Raw genomic sequence first — 16790 nt, 5'->3', positions numbered from 1 at the left:
ATTCTTAGCCTTCTTGCAGAATTAATCATTTTTTATTTACGAAGAATTAATTAACCTCTTTCAAAGGCTTTAAAAGAATTTTTATTAGCTTCCTTCAGCGCTGCAATCTAACTTTATAAGAGCCATAAATGACTGCTTTAAATGTGCCTTCAAATTCTTCCATACATACATTAAAAACTTATATTAATCGGGACCTTTCCTTACTTGAATTTCATAAGCGAGTATTGGCACAGGCGAAAGATACTGAATATCCTTTACTTGAACGACTCAATTTTTTAATTATTTTTTCAAGTAATCTGGATGAATTTTTTCAAATACGAGTTGCCAGTTTAATGCAACAAATTGAACTTTCAGATCATGCTAGAACTCATCCAGATGACTTACTACTCTCAGATATAGTCACCACCATTTCCAAACTTGCACACGAAGCTGTCGAAGAACAGTATAAAATTCTTAATTATAATCTCTTACCACAACTGCAAGGACATGGCGTTCATTTCATTCAGTATGGTGACATCCTTGAAAAACATAAAGAATGGATTAAAAATTATTTTCATCATGAAGTTCAACCTGTGGTCACGCCTATCAGTCTAGACCCCGCACACCCTTTTCCTCGTTTAGCCAATAAAAGCTTAAATTTTATTGTCACTTTGGAAGGCAACGATGCCTTTGGACGAAAAATTAATTTAGCGATTGTTCCAGCACCACGATCATTACCTAGATTAGTGAAGTTACCTAAAAATATTTCTGGTGAGGATGAACACTACATTCTACTTTCAGCCATTATTCAGCAACATCTTCATGAATTATTTCCAGGGGTGACCACCACTGGATGTTATCAATTTCGGGTCACACGTAATGCAGATTTAACTATCTCAGAAGATGTTGAAGACTTAGCAATTGCCTTAAAAGATGAACTATCCTCACGACGCTTTGGTCGGGCTGTAAGACTTGAGGTGACTAAAAATTGCCCTGAAAATATTATTGATTATTTACTTGGACAATTTGATCTTAAGCAAGAGCAACTCTATCGTATTGATGGCCCGCTTAATCTGGCGCGCTTTATATCGAACTTTAATTTGCCTGAGTTACGTTTTCCTTCCCATGTACAAAAATTACCGAAAGTGTTGTATGGGAAAAAATCCATATTTGAGGTATTAAAAACCGAAGATGTTTTATTACATCACCCTTTTCACTCTTTTGCTCCGGTCATTAAGCTACTGAAAGAGGCAGCCCGTGATCCACATGTGTGAGCCATAAAACAAACCCTTTATCGTAGTGGTGTAGATTCTGAAATTGTGCAAGTCCTTGCTGAAGCAGCACGAAATGGTAAGGAAGTCACAGCAGTGATTGAATTACGTGCTCGCTTTGATGAGGAGTCAAATATCGAAGTTGCCAATCTATTACAAGAAGCTGGGGCGGTTGTTGTATATGGGATCGTTGGTTATAAAACCCACGCCAAAATGATTCTGATCGTGCGTCGTGAAGTAGACAAGATTAAACGTTATGTTCATTTAGGCACAGGTAACTATCATGCAATGAATGCCAAAATCTATACTGATTATGGACTACTGACCAGTGATGCTGATATTTGTGAAGATGTCCATAAAGTCTTCCAGGAGCTCACAGGCATGGGGAAAATGGTCAAATTGAAAAAACTTTTTCATGCACCATTTACTCTGCATTCTCAATTGATTGAACTCATTGAAAATGAAACTGAAAATAGCAAAGCGGGCAAAAAAGCGCAGATTATTATTAAAGTCAACGCCTTAACTGAATCTCAACTAATTGATGCTCTGTATAGAGCGTCTCAAGCGGGCGTTCAAATCGATTTGATTATCCGTTCAATTTGCTGCTTACGCCCACAAGTGAAAGGACTTTCTGAAAATATTCGAGTCCGCTCAATTGTGGGACGTTTTTTAGAACATACCCGGGTTTATTATTTTTACCATCAGGGTGAAAGTAAACTTTTTTGCGCCAGTGCAGATTGGATGGGGCGTAATTTATTCTCTCGCATCGAGACCTGTTTCCCAATCGAAGATAAAAAACTTCGTAAACAAATTCTGGAAGAGGGCTTAATGAATTATCTTCAAGATAATCGGCGTGCATGGGAATTACAAGCCGATGATACCTGGATACAATGTCAGGCTGGCAATGGACAGGCAGTCCATATTGCCCAGCAACAATTAATGAATCAAATTATTTAACGAAAAATTTCAAGTCATTGTATAAATGACAATCATTTGCAATGATTTAAACTTATTTTAACTAAACTGTAACAATACAACCCTAAAGTAAAAATCAAGTGGGAATGAGTCAATTACATGAATGATATCAGTGTTAAAAAGATCAACAAATTAATTGAACAGTTCGAAGAAGAAGGCAATAAAACACAAGCGCTTGAAATAGGTTATAAAACATATGCCATGCTTATGTCTGATCAGAAATTTGCTGATAAAGTGACAAAATCAGCAGAAAATTCTGAAGAGCGACTTTATAAATCGATAAAAATAAAACTTATTCCTGAGAAACATCATTTTAAAATAAAGTAAGAAGTACCAAACTTATAAAATACGATAAGTGACCGTCACATGACGCATAAGTTGTCATTGATAAAAAACCGCCATTACTGGTGGTTTTTTTATAGCAAAATAAATAGTTTTATATTTCAAAGTTATGTTCATCATTTAAAGAGAAATATAATTATTTAAGGGGCTGTAGTAGAAGTGACTATAACCCCAAACGGCCATCTCTTGATTTACCTTGCTCTAGACTCTGCTCAACCTTGGCATTTAGATCAATACCCATAATTAAGGGACCATGATCACAAGAGAGATATTTTGGTGTTTTTTTAGGAAGGTGGTGATAGTCCAGCCCACTAGAGGTAGCTCACTTAGAATGTAACTAGGCTACTCCAACGCTTAAATGCTCTTTTAAAATTATGTATGTCATTAATATTTAAATAGTTTGCTATTTGCTCATCACTATAATGATGTAATTCTTTTAATTGTATTGATGTGAATAATCTAGCTTGGTCTAATAGTTGCTGATAACTAGTATGATGTTTATGTAATCTTCTTTTAAAACTAGCAATACTCATTTGAAAATATTCAGCACATTCCTCAAGATTCGGTAATTGATGAATATTACGAATAAGAAAATTATAAACTTTTTGAAGAAAACTCTGTTCTAATCCTAACTGTTGTTGTACCAAATTAGCTTGTCGATAATAAGCTTGACGCATTGCACTAGTTTGATAACTCTGTTTTTGTTGGCTCTCACAAATATCGATATGCATGGCATTGACAAGGGTGTTAAACTTAATGTCATCTCCAAGATGTTCCCAAAATTGTTCGATAAATTTTGGCTCGTCACCCACAAAACTATAAGTAATATTCAATTCCTCTTGCATGCTATTCATCAAAATAGCCCTAAGGGCGGTCATAGCACTAATTGCTAAATAATTAGCATGGATCTCCTGATTATTTAACCAAAATAGAATGATCTTTTTTTCCGAATAAAATGCAACGGGAATGCACCATGGGGTTAGGAATATATGAAATTCAACATAGCGTTGTACGGCTTCTTTTATATTCTGACTGTAGGCAATTGCATTTAAGGCAGGGTGAGTTAAAGTTTCAATATAACGTTGCCCAAACAGAAATTGAACTTCCGGATGGGTAATACTCTCATGCATATTTCGTATCATTTGTATCAGTTGTTCTAAACTTACAGCATGATTCTCTGTGATCAAACTCTCAAGAAAAACGGGCGTTCCCTTTAAAATAATATTGGGATTTACACCGTATTGCTCAGCCAAATCAATCAATAATGCAGGGGCCAGATATGTGGGTAAAATCAATTGATCGTTTTGATAGCTCATACCGAAACCTTTACATTTTTTAGCTTTCGATGCTGCTGACTTTTGATTTGTTTATATAGTTTTTGAATTTCTACAGCTGGATTTTCTTGATGTACTTGACTAATGCTATAGCTGCAATCTATTTTAAATTTATGAAAATCTTCAGATGTATAAAATATTTGTGACTGAATACATTTTTGTAATTCTCTAGCCATCATTTCGACTTGTAGTTCTGTCAAATCAATTAACATCAAAATAAACTTATCTCCTGCTAAACGACAAACTAAGTCACAAGGTCTTATGTTCATACTTATCGTCTGAGCAATCATAGATAGCACTTGATTACCTGATTCAAAACCAAATTGTCTATTGATCAAAGTTAAATTCTTTAGATTGATCATCATCAGATGTATGCTTTTTTCTGAATTATTTTGCTGACTTATTTCATATTGTAATTGTTGTTTAAAGTATTGAGCATCTGCCAAGGGGGTAATTGCATCAAATAAACGATGATCCCGAAATACATGCTCTTTAGTTTGTAGCTTTTTGGACAATACCAATTGTTCTTTGTGCCAGTTAATCATAGCTGCAGTAAGTACAACAAAGCCTATCGGTGTAGTAAAAGATTCTAATAAATCATCCCAAATCAGTGTTTTGGGTATTGATATAAATTCATCCAATACATCCATCCATAAAGCTAAAAATACACATACCAGACCCCAGTAAAAATAGCTCGTCACATATCCTCTCGGGCGACTTTTAAGAATGAGATAAATCCATAATAAAACGAGTATACAGGCCAGCCCCTCTCCAAGAATATCAATGACCTGAATTTCATTTTGAGTTTTGAAACTACCAAAAAAAATAAATGAAGCTAAGCAGATCAGAGCAACAGTGATAATCAATAAAAAGTGTCGTGGATAGTGTAGAAAGGGTTTTAACATAGCAGGGGTGTGGTTATTGTTTTGATAAAGCTAATCAGCATTCTATGACAGTTTCATTGCAAATATATTTTCTTCCACTTTTCAAATTAGCTCACTATAAATATCAAAAATCTACTTAACTCCCTTTTAATTCTATAATTCACATTCACTTAGTTCAGTCTACTTGAGCAATGAAAGATATAGTCCCATCAAATTAGCTCAAAATGATCTAAAAAGTTTATTCTCTGATTTTTAGATTTTTTTCCTGTCATCATTCAGTCATTATGCATATTTAAGGTGCTCAACAAACAGCCGTTGCGCTATTTGGGGAAATAACAAATGAGCACTCATCGCAGTAAGAAAAAAACACCTTTCACTTTTAAAGTCACTACCTTAGTTTTATGTATAACAGCTATTGGTCAAAGTATGGCTGCAGAAACAAAAACTGAATATGTTCGTGTTGTAGGTCAAGCAGCAAGTATTAATGAAGCCTTGAAAGAACAACGAAAATCAAACTCTATAGCTAGTGTAGTACATGCCGATGCTATTGCGAAGCTGCCAGATGACAACGCTGCTGAAGCACTACAACGTATTCCTGGTGTTTCTACAGAACGTGACCAAGGTGAAGGTCGTTTTGTGACTGTGCGAGGTTTAGGAGCTGATCTGAATACCGTCACTATTAACGGCACCTTAGTCCCAGCACCAGAAGCAGGACGTCGTGGAGTTGCGCTAGATGTATTGCCAGCAGAACTTGTACAGTCATTAACTGTTGTTAAAACTTTGACCCCAGATATGGATGCAAATTCACTTGGTGGAACAATTGAGGTAGAGAGTTTATCTGCTTTTGATCATGACGGTCTGTTCTATACTGCTGCGGTTGAAGGTGGTTATGATGATAAACGTGAAGAGTATAGTCCTAAAGTTTCAGGCGCGGTCAGTCAAAAGTTTAGTCTAGGTTCGGGTACTGACAATCTTGGTATTGCGGCAGCACTAAGTTGGCAAGAGCGCACTTTTGGCTCAGATAACGTTGAAACAGGTGGAGCATGGGACGATCACCTGTTAGAAGAAACTGAACTGCGTCAATATGATATTGAACGTGAGAGACTTGGTGCCGGACTAAATTTTGACTATCGTCCAAATAAGAACAGTGAATACTATTTACGGACATTGTATAGCCGCTTTAAAGACAATGAAACGCGTCAAGGTATGGGTGTTGAGTTTTCAGACCCATTGGCAATGCATACTCCAAGTGATGCAGAGGTAGTTCGCAGTTTAAAAGAACGTGAGGAAACTCAGGAAATCAAATCTTTTGTACTAGGTGGCAAAAATCGTTTTGACCAATGGACACTAGAAACACAAGTGGGCTACAGTGAAGCATCAGAAAAGAATCCTGGTGGGATTGCTGAAGCAGGGTTTGCAGGTGAGTTTGAGGATGTAGAGTACACAAGTACACGTATCCCCGTGGTTAAAGGTAATGCTAGCTTGTATGATCCGGCACAGTATGAGCTTGATGAAGTAGAATGGGAAAAAAGTACTGCCAAAGATAAAGAGAAAAATGCCAAGTTTGATCTTAGCCGAGACTATTTGATCAAAGATTATGCTTCTGTTTTTAAATTTGGTGCAAAAGTCAGTCAGCGAACTAAAACGAATAATACAGATATCTGGAAAGTAGAGGATTTACAAACTTTACCTGCACATTTTGGACAAAATGGTCACTATGAACTTGCACAGTTCGGCCCAACGTTGTCTAGTGCTCCAATCCATAATCAACTGGCTCAATTGAACCTAGAAGATTGGGTTGATGATGAAGAATCCGTAATTAATGACTATAAAAGCTCCGAAGATATTCATGCGGCATATTTCATGAATACAATTGATTTTGATCGTTTACGCGTCATTGCGGGTTTACGCTATGAAGATACTGCTTTTGAAACTCAAGGCTATCGAATCCTAGATGGGGAAACCACCAATATTTCTACCAAAAATGATTATGATCATTGGTTACCAAGTTTACATTTTAAATATCAGTTAAGTGCAGATGCCATTCTAAGAGCAGCATGGACCAATACCGTGGTACGTCCGAACTTCGAACAGTCACGACCAGGTATTTACATTGATGGCGATGAAGCTGAGTTTGGTGATCCAAATCTCAAGCCACTTGAAGCCTCAAATTTTGATTTAGGTGTAGAGAAATACTTGGGTGATGCCAGCATTATTTCCATGAATGCATTTTATAAAGATATTGAGCACTTTATTTATAACTCCAATGTAGCAGGTACAGGGGACTGGGCTAATTTTGATGAGGCACTAACTTTCAAAAACGGCTCATCTGCTAAAATTTATGGTGTAGAACTGGGTTATAGCCAAAAATGGAACAACTTTATCTTTGGCTTAAATAGTACTTTCAGCCGTGCTAAAGCAGATATTGATGGCATGGTAGATGGTGAACTAATGACCAGAACCATTAACTTTCCACACCAATCCAAAGTTGTAGGCAATGCCATGATTGGTTGGGAAAATGATCTGTTCGGCCTACGTCTTGCGGCCAACTATAAATCACGTTATCTCAATGAAGTTTCGGATGTCGATGATCTTGAGAAAGATTTATATACCGATGATCAAGTATTTCTTGATTTTAGTGGACATGTGAATTTTAACAAAAATATGCAACTGTTCTTTAATGCTCAGAATCTTACTGATGAAGTGTATTACAACTATAACAGCAACCGTAATTATAACGCTCAATATGAAGAATACGGTCCAAGCTATAAAGTTGGTCTGAAATTCACACACTTCTAAGCCTTTAGCTCACCCAAAGCCAGATTGGCTTTGGGTGCTTTTTATTTCGAGAAAATTCATGACAACACTTTTTAAATTGAGCGCTTTTTGTGCAGCATTTTTGACTTTATCTGGCTGTGTATCCACTAGTCCAACTCAGCAAAAACATATCAGCAGCTCTCTGCAATCTGAGCATATCCTTTCAGAACTAGATCAGCCCGCTCTTCAAGTTGATCAAGTTTTTAAATTACCTATTAAAGTAGAGGATGCTCATTGGGTCGAGATCATAGGTTCAGATGCTCAGGTGATTACTTCTAGTAAAATTGAAGGTTTAAGCCTGTGGAATAAAGACCGTCAACGTGTACAGCATATTCCTGGTTCTTTTAGTAAAATTGATTATCGAATAATTAATAATCAGCTCATTATTCAGACTACAGATCTCTCTATACAGCAGCCTGTAATTTTTAATTTTAATATTAAAGCAGGCACCTGGGCAAAACCTACCTATCTCCCTGTACGTAAGTTTAAAACTGAAGATAATTGTCTATATCTTACTTCTGATCAGTCTCTTTATAGCTTCTTTATCGGTGAAGAAGGGGTTGGGGAGCAATGGATGATTCAGTCCAAAGATTCAGCGCAAATTACTCCTCGTTTTATCCGTAAAATGAGCTTGCCACCTAATAGTAGTTTTTGTGTCGTAGATGACCATAATGCCAAGCTCTATATTAATGAAGAAAACGTAGGAATTTGGTCTTATGAGGCAGACCCTGAAGCAGACCTCATCCGATATCCCGTTGATTTAAACGATCCACATGGCTCTATTCTTGGGAATATCAGTGGACTGAGTTTAATAGATAATGCACTAGCAGCAATAGATGAGTCAAAAGCGATCCTTTACCGCTACAGCATAAAAGGAACATCTTGGGAAAAGCTTCCGCCAGTCACTTTACAAAATGTGGATGAGGCAGAACGTATTCACCTAAAAGGTAATCAAGATCAAAAACAACTCCTGCTTGTAGACGGTGAAATCAAAATGTTGGATCTTGATTGGACCACTCAGAAACTGCCTTCTACGCAGACTGTATTAGCCCTACCAGCAGATGTCGAAACTGATTTGGTGCCTAACAGTGGAGATGCAGCAGATGATCCTGCAATCTGGATTAATCCAACAAACCCTAATCTATCACGTGTATTGGGCACAGATAAGCAGGGTGGGCTTGCAGTCTATGATTTGCAAGGTAAACAGTTGCAATACTTGAAAGTAGGACGTCTGAATAATGTTGATATTCGACCTAATTTCAAACTTGGGCAACAGAAAGTAGATCTAGCGATTGCTACTAATCGTGATCAAAACAGCTTGCATCTGTTTAGTATTCATCAAAAAACGGGACAAGTTAAGGATTTAGGAAAACTTCCTACAGACCTACAGGATATATACGGATTCTGTATGTATCAGAATCGACAAGGTGAAACCTTTGCCATTCCAAATGATAAAAATGGAACCTTTGTACAGTACAAAATTCAAAATAACGCTAAAGGTCTAACTGCACATGAGGTGCTCAGATTCAAAGTCACATCACAGCCAGAAGGTTGTGTGGTCGATGATGAAAATGATCGTATTTATGTAGGAGAAGAGGCTAAAGCTGTTTGGACCACAAAACTCAATGATCCTCAGCATATCAATCTGCAAAACGTTATTAGCGTTGGAGAACATGTAAAGGCAGATGTTGAAGGACTTGCAATCTATAAAGGGAAAGTACGCGATTATTTGGTTATTTCTAGTCAAGGAGATGATAGTTACGTTGTAGTCGACGCTAAAGCACCATATCAAATACGTGGAAAATTTAAAATTTCAGCCAATTTGAACTCAGAGATTGATGCTGTATCTGAAACAGATGGGCTGGAAGTGACTTCAGCAAATCTGGGTGGGGTCTGGAAGCAAGGTATGTTGGTTGTTCAAGATGGTCGTAAGCGGATGCCAGAAGGGAATCAGAACTATAAGTATGTAGCATGGGAAAAGATTGCTCAAGCCTTAGGCCTGGAATAACACTTTTCATCAGGTACAGTGCACCGTGCTGTACCTATATTCGAATTAAATTATGATTTTATTGAGGTTTTTATGTCAAATCCAACTACGGCACAGCTTTCAGTATGGGAACTGATTAGCCATGCCAGTTTACTTGTTCAAATGGTCATGCTGATATTATTGTGCGCATCGGTCATTAGTTGGTATGTCATTATTAAGCAGGGGATCAAACTGCGTCAGGAAACATTAGCAAATAAAGTTTTCTTAGGGCATTTCCACCAACAACAATTTCCTCTTAGCATGGTAGAAGAATCTGAACAAAAAATGTGTGGTTTAGAACAAATCTACCAAGCTGGACTAGATGAGTTTAATGCCCTCAGAAATGCCACAACTTCGGTTTCATCAGTCGAGGTAACGGATCAAGTTGAGCGTCGTCTTTTAAGCAGTGTCACGGAACAGGAAGAAAAACTGGAAAAGCACTTGAGCTTTCTTGCGACAGTTGGTTCAGTCAGCCCATATATCGGTTTATTTGGAACTGTATGGGGCATCATGAATTCTTTTATTGGTCTATCACAACTTGAGCAAGCAACACTTTCTGCTGTAGCTCCTGGTATTGCAGAAGCTTTGATTGCTACAGCCATTGGTTTATTTGCAGCTATTCCTGCTGTGATTGCCTATAACCGCCTAAGCACACGTGCAGAAAAAATTTCTAATAGCTACTACAGTTTCGGAAATGCGTTACAAACTCGAATGCTACGTTTTTTACAAGCAGGAAATTAACAACAGATGCAGAAACGTCAGAAAAAGCGTGCGCTCAACGCAGAAATGAACGTCGTTCCTTATATCGACGTGATGTTAGTGCTGCTTGTAATTTTTATGGTCACTGCACCCATGCTCACCCAGGGGATTAAAGTGAACTTACCAAATCTAGAAGCAGAAACATTGGTCACCCCTAAAGATCAGAAAGTAATCACTATTTCTATTCAGGAAGAAGGGCAATACTACTGGAATGTTGGGGAAACTGTCGATACAAAACAAGTGACAGATCGGGCAACCAACTTGGCAGAAATGAAAGAGAAGTTATCTCCATTGTTACAGAATCCTCAGGACCTGCAAGTTTTCATTCGTGCTGACAGTACTGCCAATTATGAACTTGTTGCTCAGACGATTGGTATTTTGCAACAAAGTGGTGTTGAGCAATTAGGCTTAGTGACTGAGGAGCAAGATCAGTGAACAGTATCTCACAGATCAACTCTAGCTCTGCTGTCGCTCTATCTATCACTGCGCTACTGCATGCAACTGTGATTTACAGTTTATTGAATCAGAACTTTGATAGTCCTATCAAAGAGGTAGAGCCAAAAACTGTACAGGTTAAATTTGTACAGCTTCCCAAAACTACAGTATCTTCACCTCAAGTTGAACACGCTCAACCTGAACCAAAAGTGACTCAACCCTTAGCAACCCCTGTTCAGCCCTTACCGCCTCAACAGGCTGAACCTGTCAAAACAAATCAGACATCAAAGCTACAACCTCAAAACAAACCTTCACCAAGTAACCTAGACAAAGCAGTTGTTAAAAAAACATCAACTAATGATTCAGCTTCTATAATATCTTCCACTGCTGAAGAGCCTAAAAATATTACCCCTACACCCATCCAGTCTGATGTCTCAACAAACACCGCTACACCTGTAAATAAGCCTGCAGCGACTGAAAAGGTTAAAACGCCTCCAACCTTTGATGAGAAAAACTATAAACCGATTTCAAAGCTTAAACCTGATTATCCAATGCGTGCTTTGGAAAATGAACTTGAAGGGAACTGTACTATCGAATATAGCGTGAGTACCCAAGGGCACGTTATTAACCCTAAGGCCTTATCTGACTGTGATCCTGTGTTCATTCGCCCCTCACTCAATGCGGCTCGTCAGTTCAAATACCAGCCACATATTGTTAATGGTCAGGCTGTTGAAGTACCTAAAATTAGAAATACCTTTGAATATCGAATTGAATAAAGGCCACTAAATATGCTCACCTCCTTGCATTACCTGTCCTCGTTTAAACTTCTAGGAGTTTCATTCTGCACCAGTATGCTTATAGGTTGCCAAGGCATTCCTGATACACAGGTTTCTAGTCGTCAAATGTCTGTGAAAGCTCCTAAACAAGTAGTGTTCTTTATTGGTGATGGAATGGGCATCACGACATTGACTGCAGCAAGAATTTATAAGGTCGGTGAATCAGGAAGTTTAAGCATTGATCAATTGCCAGAAACAGCATTTGTCCGAACATTTTCAGAAAATGCTCAAGTCACTGATAGTGCCCCCTCTATGGGAGCCTATATGACCGGCGTAAAAATGAAAAATGAAGTCATTTCAATGCAAACAGGAACTAATGCCGTTGAACTAAAAAATGGACAGCAGCAATGTGATACAGATCCAGTAAACCGTAACAAAGCTTTTAGTGAAACCTTGCTTGAAAAGGCAATTTCCGCCCAATACGCAACAGGAATTGTGACCACAACTCGAGTGACGCATGCAACCCCTGCATCGACTTATGCTCATATCTGTCACCGTGATGCAGAAAATGAAATCGCTGCACAATTGGTACCGAGTAAGATAAAAGCAGATCGATATAGCAATTACAACACGCGTTTAAAAAATGGAATTGATGTCATTCTTGGGGGAGGGAAACGCCACTTCCTGCCAACAGAGTCTGGAGGGAAACGCCAAGATGGTCGTAATCTCTTAAAAGAACTTAAAAAACAGGGCTATCAAGTTGTTGAAAATCGTAGTCAACTGAACAGTTTAGATCCTGCAGATCAGCGCAAAATCATAGGCCTCTTCAATGACTCCCACTTAAATTACGATCTAGACCGTCAGAACAAACAGATAAATGAACCTAGCCTGAAGGAAATGACCTTAATAGCTTTACAGAAGCTTTCATCTAATACCAAGGGTTTTTTTCTGATGGTTGAAGGAGGGAGGATTGACCATGCATTGCATGATACCAATGCAAAACGAGCACTTCAGGATGTGATCGCGCTAGATGACACACTACAGGCAACCATTGATTTTCTGAAAATTAAAGATCCTCTGCTCGAAAATAGTTTAATTATCATCACTGCCGACCATGATCACACGCTCATGTTGAATGGCTATGTAGAGCGTACTGGCCCTTATCTGCCAGGACAGCAAACTAGTGTACTCGGACTTGTAAAAAACCAAAATGGATTAACACGAGACATTAATGGTAATCCCTATCCAGTCATTAGTTTTGGCAATGGGAAAAAGCGTCCAACTCTAAATCGAAATGATGATTCGGTAACTCAATTACGTGATGATGATGAATGTCGTCCTGTGATGAATACCTCATCCTATACATTTAGTTATACACCCTCCTATCAGGGATGGTGTACAGGTGCAGCTGCAGATGATTTTCAGCAGGAGGCCGTTATCCAAACTGGTTTTAAGGATTCTGAGACCCATGGTGGCACAGATGTTTTTCTAGGGGCAATAGGTCAAGGTTCAGATCAATTTTCAGGTAGTTTGGAAAATATTGACGTCTTTTATCGACTTAATCAGATTATGGGATTTGAGAAATGAAATCTAAATTCAGTATGTTGTTGATTTCATTATGTGGCTGTACATCTGTAATGGCTGATCCACCATCTAATACTCCTGCAAAAAATATTATCTTTTTTCTTGGCGATGGGATGGGACCTACGACAGTAACCGCAAGTCGGATTTACGCAGTTGGTGAGGCTGGTAAGCTTACAATAGATCGCCTAAAACATAGTGCTCGCATTAAAACTTATTCTGAAGATGCACAAACTACAGATAGTGCTCCATCTATGGGTGCCTATATGACGGGCTTAAAAAACAAAAATGATGTGATTTCCATGCCTACAGGCACTCTCGCAAAAGAACCCAAAGATTTAAAACTTGCGAATGGTCAGAGTATTCATAACGCCATTAATTTATGCCAACCTCGAATACCTGAACAAACAGTTCCATCTCTTTTAGAGTTAGCAATACAACGAGGTAAAGCGGTTGGTGTGGTGACCACTGCAGAGTTAACCCATGCAACGCCTGCGGCAACCTATGCTCATATTTGTCATCGTGATGCAAAGTTTGATATTGCAGTACAGGCAGTACCAAATGGATTGGGGTATAACCCAAAACTTAAAGAGGGGATTCATGTACTCATGGGGGGTGGTCGTAACCATTGGACACCTTACCATGCTATCAACAATCCACAGGGCCGTGCTGATCAACGACATTTAATTCAGGAAATGCAAACTCAAAAGTATCAATATGTAGAAACAGCATCCGCCCTTCAGCACGCTAATCCGAATCAAAAAGTTCTGGGGCTATTCTCAGCGACGTCTCATCTGCATTATGACCTAGATCGAATCAATAAAAATATTGTGGAACAACCTAGTTTGTCAGAAATGACTTTAAAATCTATTCAAATGCTTGAAGCACAGTCTAAGGGACGTGGATGGTTTTTAATGGTGGAATCGGGACGTATTGATCATGCTTTACATGCCAATAATGCCAAACGCGCATTACATGAAACTAAAGCTTTTGATGATGCCATTCATGCAGCTATACAGCAGGTAGATCTTAGCAATACCTTAATCGTGGTCACTGCAGATCATGATCATGTCATGACTTTTAATGGTTACAATGCGCTAACAGGAAAGACTACGCCAAATCAACCAGGTATTTTAGGTTTAAATTATCACTATCAAATAACAACACAACCAGATGCTTTAGCTAAAAAAATGGCAGATGGCAAACTACATGCTCCCTCACTTGATGTAAATGGTAATACCAACACCGTCTTAGTTTTTGGTAATGGTAAGAGGCAGAGAGAAAATATTCAGCAAAGTGTAACTGAATCTCAGGTATTTGATGATAATTACCAACAAGCTGTTGGGGTACAACTCGACCGTTCTGAAACACATGGTGGTGGAGATGTAATGTTATTTGCTGAAGGGAAAAATGCTCATTTATTCAAAGGCACTCAAGATAATATCTGGGTCTTTCAACAAATAATCAAGGCGGTAGGGTTTACTGACCATGAATAATAAATGCCAGTTCGTATTCGGTTTAGTATTGATTATTCTATGCATTCCCAAACCTTTCGCGCGCGCTGCTGAACATTTTCAAATTGATTATGAACACCTACAGCAAGGTCATGACGGCATTACACGAATTGAACGATATTCAAATCTGATGATTCGTGATCAGGGCAACATTCTTATCAAACGTTTAAACAGATTGCCTAGTGACTCTTATATTGATATAGGCAAGCATCAACATTTTGATATTTCAAATATGTCTATCTGGATAGCTAGGGAGCCTGAAACCAAGCGCTTGACCATTCAATTAGTTGACTTTGATGAAAATCAACGTATCCATCTTAATGAGATTAATCAGGAAATTTTGGGCTTTAGTAATTGTTGGGAGTGTTACTCATCTCTTTTACCTCACTCTACGACACCGAAGAACAACATAAAAAATGGGCACATTCATTTGGACTATAATAGCCAACGCGATATTGTTAAAAACTATAAAGCTACCCATCATAAAGGCTATAACTCGTTTCAAGTAAAGCCTTTACCAACTCAAGAAATGGATTGGGATAAATTGTATAAACTTAATTTAAAACAGTATGATGACTTTAGTGATTGATCTGTTCAGAAAGTATGTATATTTCTATATGTTCAAAAAAATCTGCAGAATTTTTTTTGGATAGATGTTCGGGTAACTTGGGGAAAACCTATACCTTTAATTTTTTTAATAAGCTGATTTCACTGGTAAGCGTCCGCTGAATCCCATGCCTATTTTTTAATTTTGGTCGGATTTCCAACGGTGTGGTAGTAATTCTTCTATTTGGGTCACTTTATGTGTCGGCAGCCTTTTCAGTACATCACTTAAATAGGCATACGGATCCAGCCCATTCAGTTTTGCTGACTGGATTAAAGTCATGATATTTGCCGCTCGCTGACCACTGCGCAGTGAACCTGCAAATAACCAGTTCTTACGCCCCAAAGCCCAAGGCCGCATTTGATTCTCGACCCAATTATTGCAAATAGGTAGATTGCCATCATCTAGATAACGGCTTAAGGCTTCCCAACGTTTTAGGCTGTAATTAATAGCTTTAGCAGTTGCAGAGCTTGAGGGTACTGCAAGTTGATGTTGTGTCAGCCATTCATAGAGTTGCTGCATAACAGCTTGACTATACTGTTGCCGGTACTTATAGCGTTGTTCTGCTGTACCGTCGGTATTTTTTCTTATTTCAGCCTCTATCGCATACAGCTTCTGAATCAAGAACAAAGCCTGTTCTGCAATCTGACTTTTCCCGGTCACATGCAACTCATGAAATTTACGTCAAAGCTGGGGTGAATGTTTTGACATATGGTAACTTTTTAACTATTTTCTTAAACTTTCTCATCCTCGCTTGGGTGGTTTTTTTGTTGGTTAAAGTTATGAATCGTTTACGGAAACAAGAAGGTGCAGTAGAGGAAACAGTAACAACGCCAGCTGATATTGAACTGCTTCGTGAAATTCGTGATGAATTGAAAAAACGTTCATCAATCTAATTATTAAGTAAAAAACGACCCACAAAGGGTCGTTTTTTGATTTCTACTGTTCTATTAAGTGGCTTTGTTGCACAAACCTACCTCTAAGGGCTTATTCAGCAATGTAATTCTCAAATGAATAAGCCCACACCTAAAATTTATCGTACAACCAATTGATCATCCTACAATCGCGCTTTGATCAATCGTGGTAAATTAACAATTTGGTTTGATCCGGAAACGCAATGGTATGCGCAGCCACAAGGTAAACATGGTCGCAATCAAACTTATTCTGATGCCGCTATCCAATGCTGTCTGATGATTAAATCTCTATTCCGTCTGTCTTTACGTATGGTCAATGGCTTTGTTCAAAGTCTCATTCATCTTTGTAGATTAGATTGGACAGCCCCAGATTATTCCACTATTTGTAGAAGACAAAAGCATATTGATATTGCAATTAACTATCAAAAAAGCAGTAATGGTCTCCACCTACTCGTCGATTCTACTGGCTTAAAGTTTTTAGGTGAAGGCGAATGGAAGCGCAAGAAACATGGACCTGAATATCGTCGCCAATGGCGTAAACTACATATTGGTATAGATGCCAAAACCCTGCAAATACGA

11 protein-coding genes and 4 pseudogenes are annotated in these 16790 nt (G+C 38.3%); 12 read left to right on the top strand and 3 right to left on the bottom strand.

Annotated features, from left to right (window positions below):
• Positions 1–128: 128 nt before the first annotated feature.
• A pseudogene (gene ppk1 / locus NI464_RS13210) lies at positions 129–2207 on the top strand (polyphosphate kinase 1).
• Between the two features lie 117 nt (positions 2208–2324).
• Entirely contained in the window at positions 2325–2552 is a 228-nt protein-coding gene (locus NI464_RS13205) for a hypothetical protein (RefSeq protein WP_004646177.1), read from the top strand.
• A 341-nt stretch (positions 2553–2893) separates the two neighbouring features.
• On the opposite strand, the gene NI464_RS13200 is transcribed toward NI464_RS13205, so the two are convergent.
• Positions 2894–3883, bottom strand: coding sequence for a helix-turn-helix transcriptional regulator (locus NI464_RS13200; RefSeq protein WP_253138957.1), 990 nt, complete (start codon positions 3881–3883; stop codon positions 2894–2896).
• Positions 3880–4767: a GGDEF domain-containing protein gene (locus NI464_RS13195; RefSeq protein WP_228127475.1), complete on the bottom strand. Its 888-nt coding sequence runs from the start codon at positions 4765–4767 to the stop codon at positions 3880–3882. The genes NI464_RS13200 and NI464_RS13195 overlap by 4 nt, the downstream gene beginning before the upstream one ends.
• A 444-nt stretch (positions 4768–5211) precedes the next feature.
• Between NI464_RS13195 and NI464_RS13190 the strand changes: the two genes are divergently transcribed.
• The 8 genes from NI464_RS13190 (at position 5212) to NI464_RS13155 (ending at position 15282) form a co-directional block, all read left to right on the top strand.
• Positions 5212–7584 (top strand): TonB-dependent receptor, encoded by a 2373-nt coding sequence (locus NI464_RS13190; RefSeq protein WP_253138954.1) that lies wholly within the window; start codon positions 5212–5214, stop codon positions 7582–7584.
• 58 nt (positions 7585–7642) lie between these two features.
• Complete coding sequence (locus NI464_RS13185) at positions 7643–9610, top strand: phytase (RefSeq protein WP_253138951.1); 1968 nt, start codon at positions 7643–7645, stop codon at positions 9608–9610.
• A gap of 72 nt (positions 9611–9682) precedes the next feature.
• Positions 9683–10369: a protein TolQ gene (tolQ, locus tag NI464_RS13180; protein WP_253138948.1), complete on the top strand. Its 687-nt coding sequence runs from the start codon at positions 9683–9685 to the stop codon at positions 10367–10369.
• Between the two features lie 6 nt (positions 10370–10375).
• Positions 10376–10822, top strand: coding sequence for a protein TolR (gene tolR, locus NI464_RS13175; RefSeq protein ID WP_005104756.1), 447 nt, complete (start codon positions 10376–10378; stop codon positions 10820–10822).
• Positions 10819–11598, top strand: a complete 780-nt coding sequence (locus NI464_RS13170) for an energy transducer TonB (RefSeq protein WP_253138945.1) — start codon at positions 10819–10821, stop codon at positions 11596–11598. Before tolR ends, NI464_RS13170 begins: the two co-directional genes overlap by 4 nt.
• A gap of 12 nt (positions 11599–11610) precedes the next feature.
• Positions 11611–13185, top strand: a complete 1575-nt coding sequence (locus tag NI464_RS13165; RefSeq protein WP_420909033.1) for an alkaline phosphatase — start codon at positions 11611–11613, stop codon at positions 13183–13185.
• A complete protein-coding gene (locus NI464_RS13160; RefSeq protein WP_253102133.1) occupies positions 13182–14675 on the top strand; it encodes an alkaline phosphatase in 1494 nt (497 codons plus the stop codon). Before NI464_RS13165 ends, NI464_RS13160 begins: the two co-directional genes overlap by 4 nt.
• Positions 14668–15282, top strand: coding sequence for a hypothetical protein (locus NI464_RS13155; protein ID WP_004646188.1), 615 nt, complete (start codon positions 14668–14670; stop codon positions 15280–15282). The genes NI464_RS13160 and NI464_RS13155 overlap by 8 nt, the downstream gene beginning before the upstream one ends.
• A 156-nt stretch (positions 15283–15438) precedes the next feature.
• Here NI464_RS13155 and NI464_RS13150 read toward each other — a convergent pair.
• Positions 15439–15981 (bottom strand): annotated as a pseudogene (locus NI464_RS13150) (IS66 family transposase); the annotation flags it as partial.
• Between the two features lie 2 nt (positions 15982–15983).
• On the opposite strand from NI464_RS13150, the pseudogene NI464_RS13145 reads away from it, so the two are divergent.
• Together NI464_RS13145 and NI464_RS13140 are read left to right on the top strand one after the other, a co-directional pair.
• Positions 15984–16193, top strand: a pseudogene (locus tag NI464_RS13145) (MscL family protein); the annotation flags it as partial.
• Positions 16194–16307: 114 nt separating this feature from the next.
• A pseudogene (locus NI464_RS13140) lies at positions 16308–16790 on the top strand (IS5 family transposase); the annotation flags it as partial.

The sequence above is a fragment of the Acinetobacter lwoffii genome, from assembly GCF_024129685.1.
Taxonomy (GTDB): Bacteria; Pseudomonadota; Gammaproteobacteria; order Pseudomonadales; family Moraxellaceae; genus Acinetobacter; species Acinetobacter lwoffii_X.
The sequence above is the reverse complement of the archived record's forward strand: the minus strand, read 5'-3'. Positions and strand labels throughout refer to the sequence as shown.

Excerpts from the sequence above, each read along its gene's own strand:
- NI464_RS13190 (WP_253138954.1), top strand. The coding sequence starts at position 5,212 with ATGGCTGCAGAAACAAAAACTGAATATGTTCGTGTTGTAGGTCAAGCA.
- NI464_RS13185 (WP_253138951.1), top strand. The coding sequence starts at position 7,643 with ATGACAACACTTTTTAAATTGAGCGCTTTTTGTGCAGCATTTTTGACT.
- NI464_RS13205 (WP_004646177.1), top strand. The coding sequence starts at position 2,325 with ATGAATGATATCAGTGTTAAAAAGATCAACAAATTAATTGAACAGTTC.
- NI464_RS13165 (WP_420909033.1), top strand. The coding sequence starts at position 11,611 with ATGCTCACCTCCTTGCATTACCTGTCCTCGTTTAAACTTCTAGGAGTT.
- NI464_RS13160 (WP_253102133.1), top strand. The coding sequence starts at position 13,182 with ATGAAATCTAAATTCAGTATGTTGTTGATTTCATTATGTGGCTGTACA.
- tolR (WP_005104756.1), top strand. The coding sequence starts at position 10,376 with ATGCAGAAACGTCAGAAAAAGCGTGCGCTCAACGCAGAAATGAACGTC.
- tolQ (WP_253138948.1), top strand. The coding sequence starts at position 9,683 with ATGTCAAATCCAACTACGGCACAGCTTTCAGTATGGGAACTGATTAGC.
- NI464_RS13200 (WP_253138957.1), bottom strand. The coding sequence starts at position 3,883 with ATGAGCTATCAAAACGATCAATTGATTTTACCCACATATCTGGCCCCT.
- NI464_RS13155 (WP_004646188.1), top strand. The coding sequence starts at position 14,668 with ATGAATAATAAATGCCAGTTCGTATTCGGTTTAGTATTGATTATTCTA.